Here is a 16853-nt window from a genome sequence, read left to right as displayed (position 1 = left end):
GAATTGCGGAGAGTGTTGAGCATCTTGCCACACACGAACAGGTCAATATCTTGCAGCCAACGATGTATAGCGATCCGTTATTGGTTGCCCTGCTTCGTGGCAATCACCTGGCCTATGTAACCAACCTGCTGCCCGGAGCGGCCCAACCAATCGAGCTGACCCTGGCCAGCCAGTGTGTCGCCGTCGATGACGGGCGCACCATCGGCTTCGGGAATAATCCACTGGCCGACCTGTCCAATATCGAGCAGCGCATGGCTTTTGTACTCAGGGCGGCAGCCCAGTTTCATCAACTGCTGCAAGGCGGTGATCGCTTCCGAATCGAGCAAGCGATCCGGGATATTTCCGCCGGCGGGGGTGTGCGATGAGTCTGCTTCGTCCTGTTGGTTGGCAACGGTGGGCCTGGGGCTTGGCATTTCTCGTGATGACGGTCTGGTGGATCGACGCACAGTCGGAAAAGGAAATTGCTTTGGTGATTGGCGAGCCGTACGAGGACATGCGCCAGCGTTCCAGTGCATCCATTGCATCAGCCATCCCTGCGCAAGTGTCATTCAATATCCCTAAGTCTGATGCCAGGCTGCGCTTCGTCGATCCGAAGTTTGGCTTTGTAACTCCAGCAGCACGTTTTTTCGCGATCATCTACCAGAATGATCGAATTGGCAGCGTCCGAATGTCCCCTCAAATCGAGCCACTGCTTCTCGACGACATTTTCAAAGTCGTGCTGGATTTGCAGGAACAATGGCGCAACGCCGGTTGGGTACTCACTCGCCCCGATCAATATCCTGCGCTCGCCGACACACCACAATGGCGTGCCAGGTTCAGCGGGCTCAGGCCCATGGGTACGACCTATTGGCAGGCTGGTGATCTATATCAGGTGATGATGTCGGTGCGTCGATTCAAGGATGACAAGCGGCCTACGGAGGATCGTTACCTGATTACCTTGAGTATTGCCAAACCCTGGATGAAACCGTGAGGTTTCGTCGCCCTGTGACCGGGCAACGATGGACCTGGGGCTTGGCATTTCTCGTGATGACGGTCTGGTGGATCGACGCACAGTCGGAAAAGTAAATCGCTTTGGTGATTGGCGAGCCTTACGAGGTTATGTACGACCATCTTGACGCGGTGTTGCTGATGGCCCCTTCGCTGGCAAGCCAGCTCCTACAGTTCAGTGAGCCCAGCCAACCGCTATCCCCCCAACACCCCCCGCAACCCCTCGATAACCTCCCCAACCGAAGGCCCTTCAACCGCCGGCGGCGTCGGGCTTTCGCCGAACTCGCGCCAGATAAACAACGTCAACTCCGCCCCATCGGTCAGCGCCTGGCCGTTGGCGAGTGAGCCAAACGTCTGCAGCAGGCGATAGCGCGGGTCGTCCCAGAACAGTGCCTCCACCCAGGCATAAACCGGAATGAAATGAAAGTGGATCGGATACCCCGGCTCATGCCCAAAACGACTGATGTACAGCCACTTCGGCTTGAGCCGGGTTTCCAGCGCGTCCTGGGTCCGCGCGAGCAGGCCACCCAGTTCCGCCAGGGCGGCGGCGGGCAGGTCGCTCAGCGATTGGGCAGGGGCCTTGGAACCCAGCATCAGGTAACCGGGCAACGCGGACGCCATGTGGTGATTGAGGATCCAGTGATCGGTCTGATGAATGATGAAGCGAGCCGGAATCTGCACTTATTCAGCCCTCTGCGGCACCAGATCGAATCGATAATCGTGCAGGTTGCCGCCCTCGCGGTCGAGCGCCTCGATCAGAAACCCGCAGCGCTCCAGCACTCTCGCCGAGCCGAGGTTGCTGGCGTACACGCTGGCCAGCAGTTGCCGCAGTTTCCACTGCGACCGCGCCACCCCGATCAGGTGCTCCAGCGCCCGTGTCGCCAGGCCCTGACCACAGGCGTGCTCGGCGATCCGGTAGCCGACTTCGGCGCGAAATCCGGCGCGGTCGATGTCTTTCAGATTGGCCCGGCCGATGATTTTGCCTTGCGGGTCCTCGATGACAAAGGGGTGCCAGGTGCCGGCGGCGAAGCCGGCCAGGTAGGCGGCGATATGCGCGCGGATCCCGTGCAGCGAGTAGAAGTCCGAGCCACGGGCATCGATATGACGTTCGAACCAGTCACGGTTCTGCACCTCGAACGCCAGCAGCGCCTTGACGTCATCAGCTTGCAGCGTGCGAATGGTGATGGCCTTCATGAGCTGAGCACCACGCCGGCGGCCAGGTCGCGCAGGAAACCGGCCACCTCGTCACGATCGCGCAAGTGGACCACCGGAACCTGCGGCGCGACCGCCAGGCGCACCGCCTCGATGCCGGGACGAGTGACGCGGTCGAAGTGCCAGACGTAGTGCAGGAACTTGAGGAATTCACGGTCTAGTTTTTCGCTGCAACCGTCCGGTTTATCCGCCCGTGGCCGGTTCAGCGCGCTGCGCAGGATCACCCGGCGTATGCAGGTGTGGCGCGGGGTGTCGAGCCAGATGATCAGGTCGGCAGTGGGCAGGCGCAGGTCGAAAGTCTTGCGCGAGTAGTTGCCTTCGCAGACCCAGGCGTCGCCGGCCACGGCCTCGCGCACCCGTTGGCGAAACAGCGTGGTGTCGGCTTCGACCCAGTCGGGCTCCCAGAACAATCGGTCCAGATGCACCACCGGCAAACCCAGGCGCTGGCCGAGGGCGCGGGCCAAGGTGGACTTGCCGCTGCCGGAGTTGCCGAGTATCACGATGCGTTGCATAAGCAGATCCCTTGCTCAAAACCGGCGAGTCTAAAGCATCTGCCCCACCGCCTGCGACTTGGGTCGTAGTGCGTCTGGCCCAGGCCCATTCTCTTTGGTCGCGAATCCCCGGTTAACGTTGGACGCCGATTCACCCGGCTGCAATGCTTCGGACTCGCCCACGGAAAAGGAGTTCAGCCATGCTCGGTGCTTACGCCCAGTACAGTCAGCACTACATCACCACCCTGATGATCGTCACCACGCTGTTCTTCGCCCTGCCGATCTTTCTCGCGCCGATGGCCTGGGCGCGGATGATGGGCTGGACGATTCCCGAACACCGGCACCTGGCGATCTACTTCGGCCGCTGCCTGGGGGCGTTCATCCTGGTGGTGGAAGCGGCCATGCTGCGCTCGGCCACCACCGGCACCAGCTTCAGCTACGCCTTCGACATGCTCTTCGTGGTGTTCAGCCTGATGTTCGTGGTGCACGTCTACGGCGCGCTGAAACGCATCCAGCCGCTCAGCGAAACCCTGGAGATCGGCTTCTGGGCCGCGCTTTTCGTGCTCAATGTGCTGTTTTATCCGGCCACCACCATCACGCTCTAGGGCGCCGGGGCACAGGGTCTAGAATGAACGGGTCATTCCTTCATCGTGGAGCCTCGAGATGACCAGCAAAAACACGATTTGCCTGTGGTACGACACGGCGGCCCTGGAGGCCGCGACCTTCTACGCCGCGAACTTCCCCGACAGCAAGGTGGGCACTGTGTATCGTGCGCCGGGGGACTACCCCTCGGGCAGGCAGGGCGACGTACTGACCGTCGAATTCACGGTGATGGGCATTCCCTGTATTGGCTTGAACGGCGGGCCGGCGTTCAAGCACAGCGAGGCGTTCTCGTTCCAGGTGGCGACCGACGACCAGGCCGAGACCGACCGCCTGTGGCATGCGATCATCGACAACGGCGGGGCGCCCAGCGAGTGCGGCTGGTGCAAGGACAAATGGGGCCTGTCGTGGCAGATCACCCCGCGGATGCTGATGGCGGCGATCAGCAATCCCGACCCGGCGGCGGCCCAGCGCGCCTTCAACGCGATGATGACCATGAGCAAGATCGACATCGCCACCATCGAGGCCGCGCTCAAGGGCTGAGTTGTCCGCGAGGACTATACTTATCCAGTGTTGTTACCGCTGTGGCGCGTACTCCACAGCCCATTGACTCTCAGTACGCCAGGTCAAGCGACAGAGGGTTTTGTCATGAAGAACCACACCTTGCAGCATTTGTCCCAGGACCTGGGCATGGCGGTCCACGATACCTGGACCACCACCCGGGTGAAGTCGGCGCTGGCCATGGCCGACAAGGCGCTGAGCCTGCAGATCCACGTCAAGACCCACGCCGGCACGGTGACCTTGAGCGGCCGGGTCATGACCCATCGCCAATGTGAGCGGGCCATCGAACTGGCCCGTGGCGTCCCTGGCGTCATGGCAGTCGATGCCCGGGACCTGCTGACCCACGTGTTCCATCCCGGCGACCTGCCCCAGGCGCCCGATGCCGAGGAAGCCAGCGAGTATCGCTCGCCGTTGTCGGGCAAGCAGGACGATCACTGACCCCCAACCCCTGGCTTGGCATCAGGGTGCCGAGCCAGGGGTGAGCGGTCAGAGCGGCCGAGCCTGCACATGGCACCTGACCTGTTGCGTCCCGCTGCCGAGCAAGGCTTGCGGTAACTCGCAGCCCGCTGTCCGAAAGGCACAGCGGTCGTGGAAAAAACACCCTGCAGGCAGGCGGCGGTTGCCGGGCAGCTCCGTGGGCGCGGCTACCTGCTCGTCCTGCAGCGGCACTCCCAGGCGCGGCACCGCTTCGAACAACAGCCGCGTGTAAGGGTGTTGTGGCCGTTCGAGCACCTGGGCCGCGCTGCCCAGTTCGACGATCTGTCCCAGGTACATCACCGCGACACGGTCGGCCATGTGCCGGACCACCGAGACGTTGTGGGAGATCAGGATGTAGGTCAGGTTGCGCGCCCGTTGCAGGTCGGCCAGCAGGTTGAGGATCTGCGCCTGCACCGAGATATCCAGGGCCGAAGTCGGCTCGTCGAGGACAATGATGTCGGGGTCCGAAGACAGTGCCCGGGCAATGGCAATCCGTTGCCGCTGGCCACCGGAAAACTGGTGTGCGAAGCGATCCAGGTACTCCGGGCGGATACCCACCTGTGACGCGACCCGGGCTGCGACCTCGCGCATCTCGGCACGCGACTTGTGACCACGGGCATACAAGGGTTCGGTGATGATCCGCCAGATCGGCAGGCGCGGATCGAGGGACGATTGCGGGTCCTGGAAGACAATCTGGATATTGCTGCTGCCCTGGCCATGCTGGCCGGCGGTCCAGTTCAACTCACCGCTGGTCGGCGGCACCAGGCCCATCAGCAACTGTGCCAGGGTGCTTTTGCCGCAGCCGGACTCACCGACGATGCCCAGGGTTTCCCCGGCCCGCACCTGCAGGTCGATGCCATTGATTGCATGGGCGTAGCCGCGTGGCCGGCCCAGCCAGTCATTGCTCACCGGGAAGCGTACACGCACGTCCCTGAGCCGCAGAATCTCCGGGGCGGTGGCGCTCACGTCGTGGATCAGCGCACTGTTCATCAGCAAAGCTCCTTGACCGGCAACCAGCAGGCACTTTTGCGCTGCTCGTTGCCATTGACCGGGTTGAGAGTTGGTCGTGTGGCGCACATCGGCATGCGCTGGGCGCAGCGTTCGGCAAAGGTGCAGCCGGCAGGCAGGCTGGCAAGGTTCGGTACTTGTCCGGGAATGGTCATCAGCGCCTGGCCGGGTTCGACCATTTCCGGCAGGCCGCTGAGCAGGCCCCGGGTATAGGGATGCTGCGGATTGCCCATGACTTCGGCCGTACTGCCTTGCTCGACCACGGCACCGGTGTACATCACATAAACGCGGTCGCAGAACTGTGAGACCAGCGCCATGTCGTGGGTGATCAGCAGGATCGCCGTGCCTTTTTGCCGGGCCTTCTCACGCAACAGCAACAGCACCTGGCGCTGCACCGTGACGTCGAGCGCGGTGGTCGGTTCGTCGGCGATCAGCAACTGCGGTTCGCAGGAGAACGCCAGGGCGATCATCACCCGCTGGCGCATGCCGCCCGAGAGCTCGAAAGGGTAGCTGTCCAGCACCTGCTCGGGACTGGCGATGTGCATGTCGCGCAGCAGGGCGATGGCCTTGAGCCGGGCTGCGGCCTGGCTGATTTTCTGGTGATGGACGATGACGTCCAGCATCTGCCGGCCGATGCGTCGGGTCGGGTTCAGCGCGGTCATGGGTTCCTGGAAGATCATCGCCGCGTCGCGGCCGCGGATCTGCAGCAAGTCTTTCTCCGGCGCCGCGAGCATGTCACGGTCGAGCATGCTCAGGCTGCCACTGGTGATGCGATAGCTGCGCTCGGGCAGCAGGCGCATGCTGAGCATCGCCGTGACCGACTTGCCCGAGCCCGATTCGCCGACCACGCCGACGATTTCCCCGGGATTGACGTGCAGCGACACGCCGTTCAGGGCTTTGACGTTGTTCCTGTAGGCCGGGAACTCCAGGCTCAGGTTGTCGATGGCCAATACTGCATTGGAGGTTGGCATGGTCATTTCCCCTGTTGCCGTGGGTCGAGCAGATCGCGCACGCCATCGCCCAGCAGGTTGAACCCGGTGGCGGTGATCAGAATCGCCAGGCCGGGGAAGGTCGAATACCACCAGTTATCGAGGATGTAATTGCGCCCGGTGGCGACCATCGCGCCCCATTCGGCGGTGGGCTGTTGCGCGCCAAGGCCGATGAAACCCAGGGCCGAGGCCATGAGGATGGCGCTGCCGATATCCAGGCTCAATTGCACCAGCAAGGGCGGCATCGCGTTGCGCGCAACGTGCCAGTGCACCATGTGCCAGCGGCCGGCACCGAAGGTTTCGGCGGCCTTGACGTAGCCCATCTGGCGAATGGTCAGGGCCTGGCCGCGGGCCAGGCGCACGTAGGACGGGATTCGCACCAGCGTGATCGCCAGCATGGCGTTGAACAGGCTGGCCCCGAGCGCGGCGGCCAGGGCCATGATCAGCACCAGCGACGGTACCGACAGCATGATGTCCATCAGGCGCATGGTCAGGGCGTCGAAGCGCCCGCCAATGACCCCGGAAAAACAGCCCAGCAGCCCACCGATCAGGCACGAGGCGAAGGCCACGAACAGACCGACGCCCACCGATTGCTGGCTGCCGTACAGCACCCGGCTGAACAGGTCGCGGCCGACTTCGTCGGTGCCGAACCAGTGTTCCGCCGATGGCGGGGCCAGGCGTTCGGCGAGGTTCAGCGCGTTCGGATCGTGGCTGGCGAGCCATGGGGCGAAGATCATGCACAGCAGGACGATAAAGGTAATCGCCAGGCCAGCCATGGTCAGCGGGCTGCGTCGGACCCGGTAGCCCAGGTAGGCGAGTTTTGCGCTCCAGCGCGGGCCTTGTGCGGCCGTCAGGGTAGCGGACATTTCAATTCACCTCGCCGATGCGTGGGTCGATGACGCGGTAGAGAAGGTCGATGGCCATGTTCAGCAGCACATAGATGAACGACACGAGGATGGCGAAGCCCATCACCGCCGGAAAGTCCAGGGCCTGGATCGACTTGACCACATAGGCGCCCATGCCCGGCCAGGCGAACACGGTTTCGGTCAGCACAGCGCCGTACAGCAGATCACCGAGGGTCAGCCCGAGCACGGTCACCGAGGGAATCAGTGCGTTGGGCAGGGCGTGGCGCAGGATCACCGTCCAGCGCGACAGGCCGTAGGCACGGGCGGTGCGGATGTAGTCCTCGCCCAATTGGTCGAGCATTGCCGAGCGGATCTGCCGGGCCACCACACCCAGGGTCACGAAACCCAGGGTCGCCGCCGGCAGGATCAGGTGCTGCAGCGCGTCGACGAACAGTGCGCCGTCAGCGGCCAGCAGCGAGTCGATCAGGTAGAAGCCGGTGAATGTCGGTGGTGGGCTCATGCCCTCCGACAACCGACCGCCGCCAGGCAGCCAGCCGAGGTGGCCGTAGAACAGCACAATGGCGCCCAGTCCGAGCCAGAACGCCGGGGTGGAAATGCCGGTCACTGCCAGGGTGCGGGCGATCTGGTCGATGGCGCGGTTGTGATAGACCGCCGAGAGGACGCCCAGCGGTACGCCCACCAGAATCGCCAGGAACAGCGCCACCAGGGCCAGTTCCAGAGTGGCGGGGAAGAACGCCTGCAAGTCTTCCAGCACCGGGCGGTTGGTACGAATCGATGTGCCGAGGTCGCCCTGCAGCAGGTCCATCAGGTAGCGACCGTATTGCTGGTACAGCGGCAGGTCGAGGCCCAATTGATGGCGAATGCCAGCCACCAGTGCGTCGCTGGCACGGTCGCCGGCGATCAGCCGGGCAGGGTCGCCGGGGATCAAATGGGAGATAGCAAAGGTAATCAGCGAAACACCGAATACGACCAACACCAGGCCGAACAGGCGCTTGCGCAACAAAGTCAGGAAGGCCATCGGGCACCTCAGTCACGGCAACGACAAAAATCAGAATCCGCGCCAGCCAGCCCTGGCCGGCGCGGGGAACCGCCGGGTTACTTGCTCATGCTGCCGAGGTTGAACACCTGCTCGAGCATTGGGTTGAACACGTAGCCCTTGACCGAGTCACGCATCGGCAGGGTGTAGCTCTTCTGATAGAGGTAGGCGTAGACGCTGTCCTTGAGCACGATCTTCTGCGCGGCCTGGTACAACTCGACGCGCTTGGCCGTATCGCTGGTGGCGGCGGCTTCGCGGATCAGGCTGTCGACCTCGGCATTGCTGTAGAACGAGCGGTTGCCCTGCAGGCCCTGCATCTTCGAATCGAACCAGAAGTTCATGAACATGTAGGGGTCGGCAAAGTCCGGGCTCCAGGCGCCGGCGGCGATGTCAAAGTCGGCCTGGCCGACGCGCTCGCGCAGGGTGGCGTTGGCGGTCTTCTCCAGTTTCAGGTTGATCCCCAGCGGTGCCAGCGCGGCTTGCAGGGTCAGGCCGATCGGTTCCCAGTTAGGGTCCTTGTCGGAATACATGTAGCTCAGGTTGGTGATTTTCTGCGGTGCCTTGGCCAGGCTTTCCTTGGCCGCCGCCATGTCTTGTTTCATGGTCGGCAAGCTACTGTCATAGGCCCACATGCCGTCGGGGATCGGCCCGTTCATCAACTTGGCCTTGTCCTTGAGAATGCCTTTGACGATGCCGTTGTAGTCCACCGCTTCGGTGATTGCGCGACGGGCGTCGACGCTGGTCAGCGGGCCTTTCTTGTTGTTCAGGTACAGGTAGGTGACCCGCAGCGACGGGAACTCCTTGACCACCACGCCGGACTTGCTGGCGAGCGCGCCGAGCTGGTCTTCGGGCATGTCTTCAATGATGTCCAGGTCACCGCGTTCCAGTTGCAGGCGACGCACCGACGGCTCGGCGATGATCTTCACTACCACGCTTTTCAGCGCCGGTTTGGGGCCGGCGAAGTAGGTGTTCGGCTCCAGGGTCAAGGACTGGCCTTTTTGCCAATTGCTCAGGCGGAATGGACCGGAACCGGCGGTGTGGCTGGACAGCCAGGCGTTGACGTCGGCGCTCTGCTTGACCACGGCCGGGTTGATGATCGAAGCGCCGTTGTGCGCCAGGGTAAACAGGAACGGCGCGAACGGTGTCTTCAGGGTGAAGCGGATGGTTTGCGGATCGACGACCGCCACCACCATGTCTTCGGGGAACGCGCCGGACGGCCCTTGCTTGAGCGTCATCAGGCGATCGAAGGAAAATTTCACCGCTGCGGCGTCCACCGGGGCGCCGTCATCGAACTTGTTGCCAGGCTTGATCTTGAACTCCCAGACCAGGTTGTCCGGCGACACTGTCCAGCTTTCGGCAAGGTCGCCCTGGACTTCGGTGCTGCTCTTGTCACCTTCGACCTTATAGCCCACCAGGCGCTGGTAGGACGGGTAGGTGATGGTCCAGTCGTTGTTGTCGAAGGTCACGGCCGGGTCGAGGGTCTGTGGGTCGGCGGGCTTGCCGATCACCAGGGTGTCCTGGGCCACGGCGGCACTTGCCGCCTGCCAGGCGCCGAGACTGAGGGCACTGCACAGGACGCTGAGCAGCAGTTTGCCGGCGCCGGGAAAGGGTTTGCGGGTCACGGTGTGGATGGGGGTCATGCCGGTTTCCTTGATCATTCGATAGGGAAGAGGTTTGTTTTTATAAAATCTATAACCGGGCAGTAGCAGGTGAAGCAGGGTGAAACTGAACTTTTGTTGTTATGCGCCGCCGGTTGCTGGCGGAACTCTGCGGTTCCATGGCCATGGCGTATTTGCGGCGGGTTGCAGTCGACTATTGCTCCAGCAGGGGGAAATCGTCGGCATTCGGTAATTCGAAGTGCCACCACTCAGTGGCGATGGCCTGGAAGCCGGCACCGAGCATGATCCCCAGCAGCAGCAAGCGATTGCGCTGCACCTCGGGCGGCAGGTCGGGGTAGAACTGATGGGATTTTTCTTCCATCGCGTCGAAGGCGGTGCCCATGTCCAGCGGCGTGCCGTCGGCGTCCACCAGCGTCAGGTCGATGGCCACGCCACGGCTGTGGTGCGAGCCCAGGTGCGGGTCGCGCACGTAGTCGTTGTTGGGCAAGGCTTCCCACAACAGATACTGGGCGTAGGGTGGGCGGTAGGCGTCATAGATGCGCAGGGTATAGCCCGCCAGGCGGGCCAACTGGCTGGCCTTGGCCAGGCAGGCGGCGGCTTCACGGTGCAGCAGGCAACGGCTGGTCGGGTAGATGACTTTGCCAGCCAGGTTGTCGGCACTGGCGTAGATCAGTTCGATTTCTACCTGATACTGCTCGGCATCAATCTCGACGAGGGGGTTGTGGTTCACGCAAACACTCCAGTTAAGCTTCGGTGGGGCGAGGGGATCAACCTTCGAACTGGCCGAAGGCTTTTTGCAATTGACGGTTCCTGGCCAGGCGCTCATCCAGGCGCTCACCGTATTTTTCCGCGACAGCCGATACCATCAGGTTCAACAGGCACGCCAGCGGGGCGGGCGAGTCCCAGAACTGTCCGACATCGGTTTTCAGTTGCAGCAGGTCCAGCGGGTAGTCCCGTGCCCAGGGGCATTGCAGATCGGTGATCAGCGCCAGCGGCAAGCGGTTGTCGATCGCGGCGTCGCAGAAGGTCTGCGTCACGCTGGAATAGGCGCGAAAGTCGGCAATCAACGCGTACGGATTGGCAAAACCGGAGTTCAGGGTCTCGGCGTAGATACCTGAGAGACCGTCGACGTAGTAGACCTTGGGGCGAATGTATTCCAGGTGGCTGTGGAAGGCCGTGAGGATCCCGCGGGTGGATTGAATCCCGAGAATGAACACTGCATCGGCTTCGTAGATGTTTTGCACGATTTGCGCAAACGTCTCGCTGCGCGCCAGGCCGTAGACCATCTGAATCGCTTCGATTTCGCGGTGCAGGGAGCGTTCGAGGGCATCGTCGGCAGTGGATTCGGCGCGAAATGCGGCAATACGGTCGGTAATCAGCCAGGAAGTCGGCGCTTCCCCGCGCAGGCTCTGTTTGACTTCATCGATGTTCTGGTAGCCCAGTGAGCGCAGGAAGCGACCCACGGAAATGCCGGTGGTGCAAGCCTGCTGCGCAATGCTGTCGGCCGACTCGAACGGCAGTTGTTCCGGGTTACCCAGCAGGTAACTGGCGATGCGTTTGCCGGTGGGCGTCAGGGTGGAGAACTTTTCTTCCAGCACCTGCAGAAAACTGTTCTTTTCCATGGACATGGGAGCGCACCGGGAGTGAAATTGTTATTGGTATGTCATTTATTTGCCTTGTGTTACGAACATAACATCTGTTTTCGAGGGAACACAATGTCTTTTTTCAGGCGCGGGTAAGAGGGGGGATAACGGCCTGGCAGGTCACGGCGAGCCTGCTCGCGCAGAACGATCACCGCGACGGCTCACCTGCCAGGAGGTTGCGCCTGGCCGAAGGGCTCAGGCGCGGTGAGTGATTTTCTTCAACCGATAAGCCAGCGCCGGCCGGGTCAAACCCAGCAGGCGCGCGGCTTCCGAAACGTTCTGCTGGCTGCGTTGCATCGCGGCCTGGATCAGGGCGTCTTCCACTGAGTCGAGGCTGATGCCGCTGCCGACGATTTGCTCGATCCAGCCATCGGCGCCACTCGGCAGCGACTCCACCAGACGTCCATCACTGGCCACGCTGATGCTTTCGAGCAGTTCCGGGGAGTGGGGGAAGAGGGCGTCGACGGCGATGCTCTGGTTCTCGTCGGTGATGATCACCCCGCGTTCCATCAGGTTTTCCAGTTCGCGGATGTTGCCCGGCCAGGGGTAATTCAGGCAGACCTCCAGCGCTCGGTCCGAGAGGCCCAGGGTCTTTTTGTTGTAGCTGGCGTGGAGCTTGTCGAGGAAGTGTTCGATCAGCAGCGGGATGTCCTCGCGGCGCTCACGCAGGGCCGGGATGCGCACCGGGAACACGTTCAGGCGATAGAACAAATCCGCGCGGAAACGTCCCTCGCGCACGGCCGTTTCCAGGTCTTCGTGGGTGGCGGCGATCACTCGCACGTTGACCTGGCGGGTCTGCGAATCGCCGACCCGTTCCAGTTCCTGCTCCTGCAGAACCCGCAGCAGCGAGGCCTGGGCGCGCGGGGTCAGTTCGATGATTTCGTCGAGGAACAGGGTGCCGCCGTTGGCCCGTTCGAAGCGCCCCATGCGCGACTGCTGGGCGCCGGTGTAGGCACCTTTTTCCACGCCGAACAGCTCGGCTTCGATCAGGTCGGCGGGGATCGCCGCACAGTTCAGGGCGATGAACGGGCCGCCGGCGCGTTCGCTGCGCAAGTGCAGGCTGCGGGCGATGACTTCCTTGCCGACCCCGGTTTCGCCGAGCAGCAACACCGAAGCCTTGCCGGCGGCGACCTTGTCGATCAGACCGCAGGTCTTGCGGTAGATCGCCGACTGGCCGATGCCGTAGAACTTGCCGGCTTCGAGTTGCAGGCGCTGGCGCATGTTCGCCACCTGCACTTGCAGCGCCTGCAACTCATCGATGATCGGGTCGCTCTGGAAGTAGCGCATGATCTCGTCGGCGTCCTCCCACTGTTCCGCCGGCTTGCCGATGATCCGGCACTGCGCGTCGCCGCAGCCACGGCAACTGACTTCCTTGTAGATGATCTGCCGGCCGAGGAAAAACGAGCTGTAGCTGATCGCGTAGCCCAGCAGCATCCAGCACACCGGCTGCTCGGAATGCAGGTTTTCACTGTGGCAGTTTTCCACTTCGAAGGAGTCCTGCCATTCGATGTCGGCGTAGAACTGGCCGTTTTCCAGGTCGATGTCGATGGCTTGCGGACGCACCTTGACCATGCCCTTGAGCGAGTGCAGTTGCGGGCCGGTGAAGAACATTTCGACGTCGCTGCCGTGGGGCCGCAGCTTGCGCGCCAGCTCGGCGTCCTTGAGCCCGGACTGATAGCCCAGCCGCAGGAAAAAGCCCTTGGCGCGTTCGACGCCGAGCATCTCGATCAGCTCGCGGCGACACGACGCCATCATCGAGACCTGGACCAGCAACATGCGCTGCTCGTCGAGCCAGATCTTGCCCTCGGTCCCGAGAAAGCGAACCTGGTCGGTCAGGTCCTTGAGCGCCGGTGGGCGCTGCGAGGCCTTGTAAGTGGTGATCATGCAGGTGCGCCCCTGATTGTAGTTATGTGGGGTTTGACGCGTTCCGCCCAGGCGGTGGCGGAGGTTTTTTTATCAGTCACCGCGAGCGGTTTTTTACGGCAAGGCGAGCTCGGGTTTCCTTTTTCTAAGGCGCCTGAAAGCGCGCCGAAAGTCAATCTCGGCGTCATTGCTCATTTGCTCAATCGACGGGTCGCGGGTTGAGCAAATGATCAAATTCAGCGGGCCGGCAGCTTGCCTGGTAGACGTCGCACGAATCCGGGTTAATCGGTAACTGTCTGTTAATAAACGATTAATTTCAAAAAATAGCACCTTGGCACCCTTGTTGCTCTAGCCCCTCGTACCTCACCTGGGAGTTTTCGAGCATGACTGACACCGGCACCCCCTTCGACCAACTGCCGCGCTACGTCCGGGTTCGCAGCGAGCCGGACGCGACCTTTGTCGAATTCGATTTCGCCATCGGCTACCCGGAGTTGTTCGTCGAGCTCGTGCTGCCCCGGCAGGCCTTCGAGCAGTTTTGCCAACACAACCACGTTCGGCACATGGACGCCGCCATGGCCCAGGCCGTGGACGACGACATGCACAAGTGGCGTTACGGCGACAGCCAATAACAACAACAGGACGCAAGCGATGAACATCGAAATCAAGACCACCAGCGTCGAGCCGATCCGGCACACGTTCAGCCACACCCGCCGGCGCTTCGGCGACAAACCGGCGAGCCGTTACCAGGAAGCCAGTTTCGACCTCGAATCGGCGCGCAACTTTCACTACCGCCCGCTGTGGCAGCCCGACAAGTTGCTCAACGATCCGAGCCGCACCGCCGTGCTCATGGCCGACTGGTACGTGGTCAGCGACCCGCGCCAGTTCTACTACGGCCCGTACGTGCAGACCCGGGCGAAGATGCAGGAGAACGCCGAGCACGACTTCGCCTTCTGCGAGAAGCGCAACCTGCTGGCCGGCCTCGACCCCCACAGCCGCGAGCAGATCGCCCGCCTGCTGCTGCCGCTGCGTCACGCCGAGATGGGCGCCAACATGAACAACAGCGGGATCGCCGCTGACGGCTTCGGCACCAGCCTGACCCAGATGCACATGTTCCACGCCATGGACCGCCTGGCGATCGCCCAGTACCTGTCGCGTATCGGCCTGATGCTGGAAGACGACGGCCTCGCGCTGCTGGCCCAGGCCAAACAGCAATGGCTCGAAGACCCGGCCTGGCAGGGCGTGCGCCGTTACGTCGAAGACAGCCTGGTGATCAAGGACTGGTTCGAACTGACCCTGGCGCAGAACCTGGTCAGCGATGGCCTGTTGTACCCGCTGCTGTTCGGCAAATTCGACGAACAACTGAGCGCCGCCGGCCACGGCCAGGTCGGCATGCTCACCGAGTTCATGCGCCTGTGGTTCGGCGAAACCCAGCGCTGGGTCGATGCACTGGTCAAGACCGTGGCGGCCGAAAGCCCGGCCAACCGCACCTTGCTCGAAGGCTGGATCGCCACCTGGCGCGGCCGCGCCCTGGAAGCCCTGGCACCGCTGGCAGCCATCGGTCCGGGGCACGAGGCCCTGCAAGCCGTAGACAACGAGTTCGGCGCCCGCCTGCAGAAACTCGGCCTGACAGGAGCAGCAGCATGACTTCCCTCGTCTACATCGCCTTCCAGGACAACGACAACGCGCGCTACATCGTCGAAGCCATCGCCGAGGACAACCCCCATGCCGAGGTCCAGTACCAGCCGGCGATGATCCGCGTGCAGGCCGAGCAGCGCCTGGCAATCCAGCGCGCCACGGTCGAGGAAAAAATCGGCCGCACCTGGGACGTGCAGGAAATGCTGATCGACGTCATCACCCTGGGCGGCAACGTCGAGGAAGACGAGGACAGCTTCACCCTGCACTGGAATTGAACGCCGAACCTACAACGACAAGAATCGGAGTGCCGCCACCATGGCCGCGAAACGCCTGAACCAGAAAGAAAAATACCGCTGCATGACCCGCGACCTGGGCTGGGAGCCGAGCTACCAGAGCAAGGAAGCCATCTTCCCTTACGAGCGCTTCGAGGGGATCAAGATCACCGACTGGGACAAGTGGGAAGACCCGTTCCGACTGACCATGGACGCCTACTGGAAGTACCAGGCGGAGAAGGAGAAAAAGCTCTACGCGATCCTCGACGCCTTCTCGCAGAACAACGGCCATACCAACATCTCCGATGCCCGTTATGTCAACGCGCTGAAGCTGTTCCTCTCCGGCGTGACGCCATTGGAGTATCAGGCCTACCAGGGGTTTGCCCGGGTCGGCCGACACTTTGGCGGCGCCGGCGCGCGGGTCGCGTGCCAGATGCAGGCGATCGACGAACTGCGCCATGTGCAGACCCAGATCCACGCCATGAGTCACTACAACAAGCACTTCAACGGCCTGCACGACTTCGCCCACATGCACGACCGCGTGTGGTTTCTCTCGGTGCCCAAGTCGTTCTTCGAAGACGCGCGCAGCGCCGGACCGTTTGAATTTCTCACGGCGATTTCGTTCTCGTTCGAGTACGTGCTGACCAACCTGCTGTTCGTGCCGTTCATGTCCGGTGCCGCGTTCAACGGCGACATGGCCACGGTCACCTTCGGTTTCTCGGCGCAGTCCGACGAGGCCCGGCACATGACCCTCGGCCTGGAAGTGATCAAGTTCATGCTCGAACAGCATGAGGACAACGTGCCGATCATCCAGCGCTGGATCGACAAGTGGTTCTGGCGCGGCTATCGCCTGCTGACCCTGGTCGGAATGATGATGGACTACATGCTGCCGAACAAAGTCATGTCCTGGGCCGAGGCCTGGAAGGTCTATTTCGAAGATGCCGGTGGCGCGCTGTTCAAGGACCTGGAGCGCTATGGCATCCGTCCGCCGAAGTACGTCGAGCAGGCGCAGATCGGCAAGGATCACATCAGCCACCAGGCCTGGTCGATCTTCTACCAGTACAGCCAGGCCACCAACTTTCACACCTGGATGCCCACCGACGAAGAACTCGACTGGCTATCGGCCAAGTACCCGGACACCTTCGACGCCGTCTACCGGCCGCGCTACGAACACTGGCGCGCCTTGCAGGAGAAGGGCGAGCGCTTCTACAACCCGAGCCTGCCGATGCTGTGCCAGATCTGCCAGATCCCGCTGGCGTTCACCGAGCCGGACGACCCGACCACCCTCAGCCATCGCAGCTGCGAGCACGAGGGCGAGCGCTACCACTTCTGCTCCGACGGCTGCTGCGAGATTTTCCAGTACGAGCCCATGAAATACATCCAGGCCTGGCTGCCGGTGCACCAGATCCTCCAGGGCAACTGCGGCGGCGCCGACGTCGAGGCGGTGGTGCGCGACTACTACAACATCAACCCAGGCCAGGACAATTTCGAATACCAGGACTCGCCAGAGCATCAGCGCTGGCAAGCCTGGCACCCGCAGACCAAGGCCCCGGCCTGACGGAACGCCGCCTGCGTGGCGGCTTCCCCTCCACCG

The 16853-nt window shown here is 62.6% G+C and carries 20 protein-coding genes; 9 read left to right on the top strand and 11 right to left on the bottom strand.

The window, feature by feature from the left end; translation table 11 throughout:
- Positions 1-365: DUF2515 family protein (locus ACZYR5_RS29020; RefSeq protein WP_489092179.1), on the top strand; the 365-nt coding region annotated here is incomplete at its 5' end.
- Positions 362-970 carry a hypothetical protein gene (locus tag ACZYR5_RS29015; protein ID WP_489092648.1) on the top strand — a complete coding sequence of 203 codons (609 nt, stop codon included), beginning with the start codon at positions 362-364 and terminating at the stop codon, positions 968-970. The genes ACZYR5_RS29020 and ACZYR5_RS29015, both read left to right, overlap by 4 nt.
- Positions 971-1182: 212 nt before the next feature.
- Here the strand turns inward: ACZYR5_RS29015 and ACZYR5_RS29010 are convergent, their stop codons facing one another.
- Genes ACZYR5_RS29010 through ACZYR5_RS29000 form a run of 3 tightly spaced genes read right to left on the bottom strand, consistent with a single transcriptional unit; the run spans position 1183 to position 2711 of the window.
- A complete protein-coding gene (locus ACZYR5_RS29010; protein WP_489092649.1) occupies positions 1183-1668 on the bottom strand; it encodes an HIT family protein in 486 nt (161 codons plus the stop codon).
- Complete coding sequence (locus tag ACZYR5_RS29005) at positions 1669-2181, bottom strand: GNAT family N-acetyltransferase (protein ID WP_489092650.1); 513 nt, start codon at positions 2179-2181, stop codon at positions 1669-1671.
- Entirely contained in the window at positions 2178-2711 is a 534-nt protein-coding gene (locus ACZYR5_RS29000) for a P-loop NTPase family protein (protein WP_489092651.1), read from the bottom strand. Before ACZYR5_RS29000 ends, ACZYR5_RS29005 begins: the two co-directional genes overlap by 4 nt.
- Before the next feature lie 179 nt (positions 2712-2890).
- Between ACZYR5_RS29000 and ACZYR5_RS28995 the strand changes: the two genes are divergently transcribed.
- The 3 genes from ACZYR5_RS28995 to ACZYR5_RS28985 all read left to right on the top strand — a co-directional run bounded on the left by ACZYR5_RS28995 (position 2891) and on the right by ACZYR5_RS28985 (position 4289).
- Positions 2891-3295 carry a hypothetical protein gene (locus ACZYR5_RS28995; RefSeq protein WP_489092652.1) on the top strand — a complete coding sequence of 135 codons (405 nt, stop codon included), beginning with the start codon at positions 2891-2893 and terminating at the stop codon, positions 3293-3295.
- A gap of 58 nt (positions 3296-3353) precedes the next feature.
- A complete protein-coding gene (locus ACZYR5_RS28990; RefSeq protein ID WP_489092653.1) occupies positions 3354-3833 on the top strand; it encodes a VOC family protein in 480 nt (159 codons plus the stop codon).
- Between the two features lie 105 nt (positions 3834-3938).
- Positions 3939-4289 carry a BON domain-containing protein gene (locus ACZYR5_RS28985; RefSeq protein WP_489092654.1) on the top strand — a complete coding sequence of 117 codons (351 nt, stop codon included), beginning with the start codon at positions 3939-3941 and terminating at the stop codon, positions 4287-4289.
- A gap of 48 nt (positions 4290-4337) precedes the next feature.
- On the opposite strand, the gene ACZYR5_RS28980 is transcribed toward ACZYR5_RS28985, so the two are convergent.
- From ACZYR5_RS28980 to ACZYR5_RS28945, 8 genes are all read right to left on the bottom strand, one after another.
- Complete coding sequence (locus ACZYR5_RS28980; protein WP_489092655.1) at positions 4338-5318, bottom strand: ABC transporter ATP-binding protein; 981 nt, start codon at positions 5316-5318, stop codon at positions 4338-4340.
- A complete protein-coding gene (locus tag ACZYR5_RS28975) occupies positions 5318-6313 on the bottom strand; it encodes an ABC transporter ATP-binding protein (RefSeq protein WP_489092656.1) in 996 nt (331 codons plus the stop codon). The genes ACZYR5_RS28980 and ACZYR5_RS28975 overlap by 1 nt, the downstream gene beginning before the upstream one ends.
- On the bottom strand, positions 6310-7191 hold the full coding sequence (ddpC, locus tag ACZYR5_RS28970; RefSeq protein ID WP_489092657.1) for a D,D-dipeptide ABC transporter permease: 882 nt from the start codon (positions 7189-7191) through the stop codon (positions 6310-6312). The genes ACZYR5_RS28975 and ddpC overlap by 4 nt, the downstream gene beginning before the upstream one ends.
- Position 7192: 1 nt before the next feature.
- A complete protein-coding gene (locus ACZYR5_RS28965; RefSeq protein WP_489092658.1) occupies positions 7193-8209 on the bottom strand; it encodes an ABC transporter permease in 1017 nt (338 codons plus the stop codon).
- A gap of 77 nt (positions 8210-8286) precedes the next feature.
- On the bottom strand, positions 8287-9867 hold the full coding sequence (locus ACZYR5_RS28960; protein WP_489092659.1) for an ABC transporter substrate-binding protein: 1581 nt from the start codon (positions 9865-9867) through the stop codon (positions 8287-8289).
- 172 nt (positions 9868-10039) lie between these two features.
- Entirely contained in the window at positions 10040-10576 is a 537-nt protein-coding gene (gene ddpX, locus ACZYR5_RS28955; RefSeq protein WP_489092660.1) for a D-alanyl-D-alanine dipeptidase, read from the bottom strand.
- Between the two features lie 37 nt (positions 10577-10613).
- Complete coding sequence (locus tag ACZYR5_RS28950; protein WP_489092661.1) at positions 10614-11474, bottom strand: MurR/RpiR family transcriptional regulator; 861 nt, start codon at positions 11472-11474, stop codon at positions 10614-10616.
- A 210-nt stretch (positions 11475-11684) separates the two neighbouring features.
- Positions 11685-13373, bottom strand: coding sequence for a sigma 54-interacting transcriptional regulator (locus ACZYR5_RS28945; protein ID WP_489092662.1), 1689 nt, complete (start codon positions 13371-13373; stop codon positions 11685-11687).
- 362 nt (positions 13374-13735) lie between these two features.
- Here ACZYR5_RS28945 and ACZYR5_RS28940 point away from each other — a divergent pair, with 362 nt between their 5' ends.
- The 4 genes from ACZYR5_RS28940 to ACZYR5_RS28925 are packed head-to-tail and all read left to right on the top strand — an operon-like array spanning position 13736 to position 16817.
- The gene (locus tag ACZYR5_RS28940) at positions 13736-13981 is read left to right on the top strand and encodes a phenol hydroxylase subunit (RefSeq protein ID WP_027616239.1); all 246 of its coding nucleotides are present in this window, start codon (positions 13736-13738) and stop codon (positions 13979-13981) included.
- A 19-nt stretch (positions 13982-14000) separates the two neighbouring features.
- Positions 14001-14996: an aromatic/alkene monooxygenase hydroxylase subunit beta gene (locus ACZYR5_RS28935; protein ID WP_489092663.1), complete on the top strand. Its 996-nt coding sequence runs from the start codon at positions 14001-14003 to the stop codon at positions 14994-14996.
- The gene (locus ACZYR5_RS28930) at positions 14993-15262 is read left to right on the top strand and encodes an MmoB/DmpM family protein (RefSeq protein WP_489092664.1); all 270 of its coding nucleotides are present in this window, start codon (positions 14993-14995) and stop codon (positions 15260-15262) included. Before ACZYR5_RS28935 ends, ACZYR5_RS28930 begins: the two co-directional genes overlap by 4 nt.
- 40 nt (positions 15263-15302) lie before the next feature.
- On the top strand, positions 15303-16817 hold the full coding sequence (locus ACZYR5_RS28925) for an aromatic/alkene/methane monooxygenase hydroxylase/oxygenase subunit alpha (protein ID WP_489092665.1): 1515 nt from the start codon (positions 15303-15305) through the stop codon (positions 16815-16817).
- Positions 16818-16853: the final 36 nt, after the last annotated feature.

Source organism: Pseudomonas sp. F007, assembly GCF_057814275.1.
The sequence above is the reverse complement of the archived record's forward strand: the minus strand, read 5'-3'. Positions and strand labels throughout refer to the sequence as shown.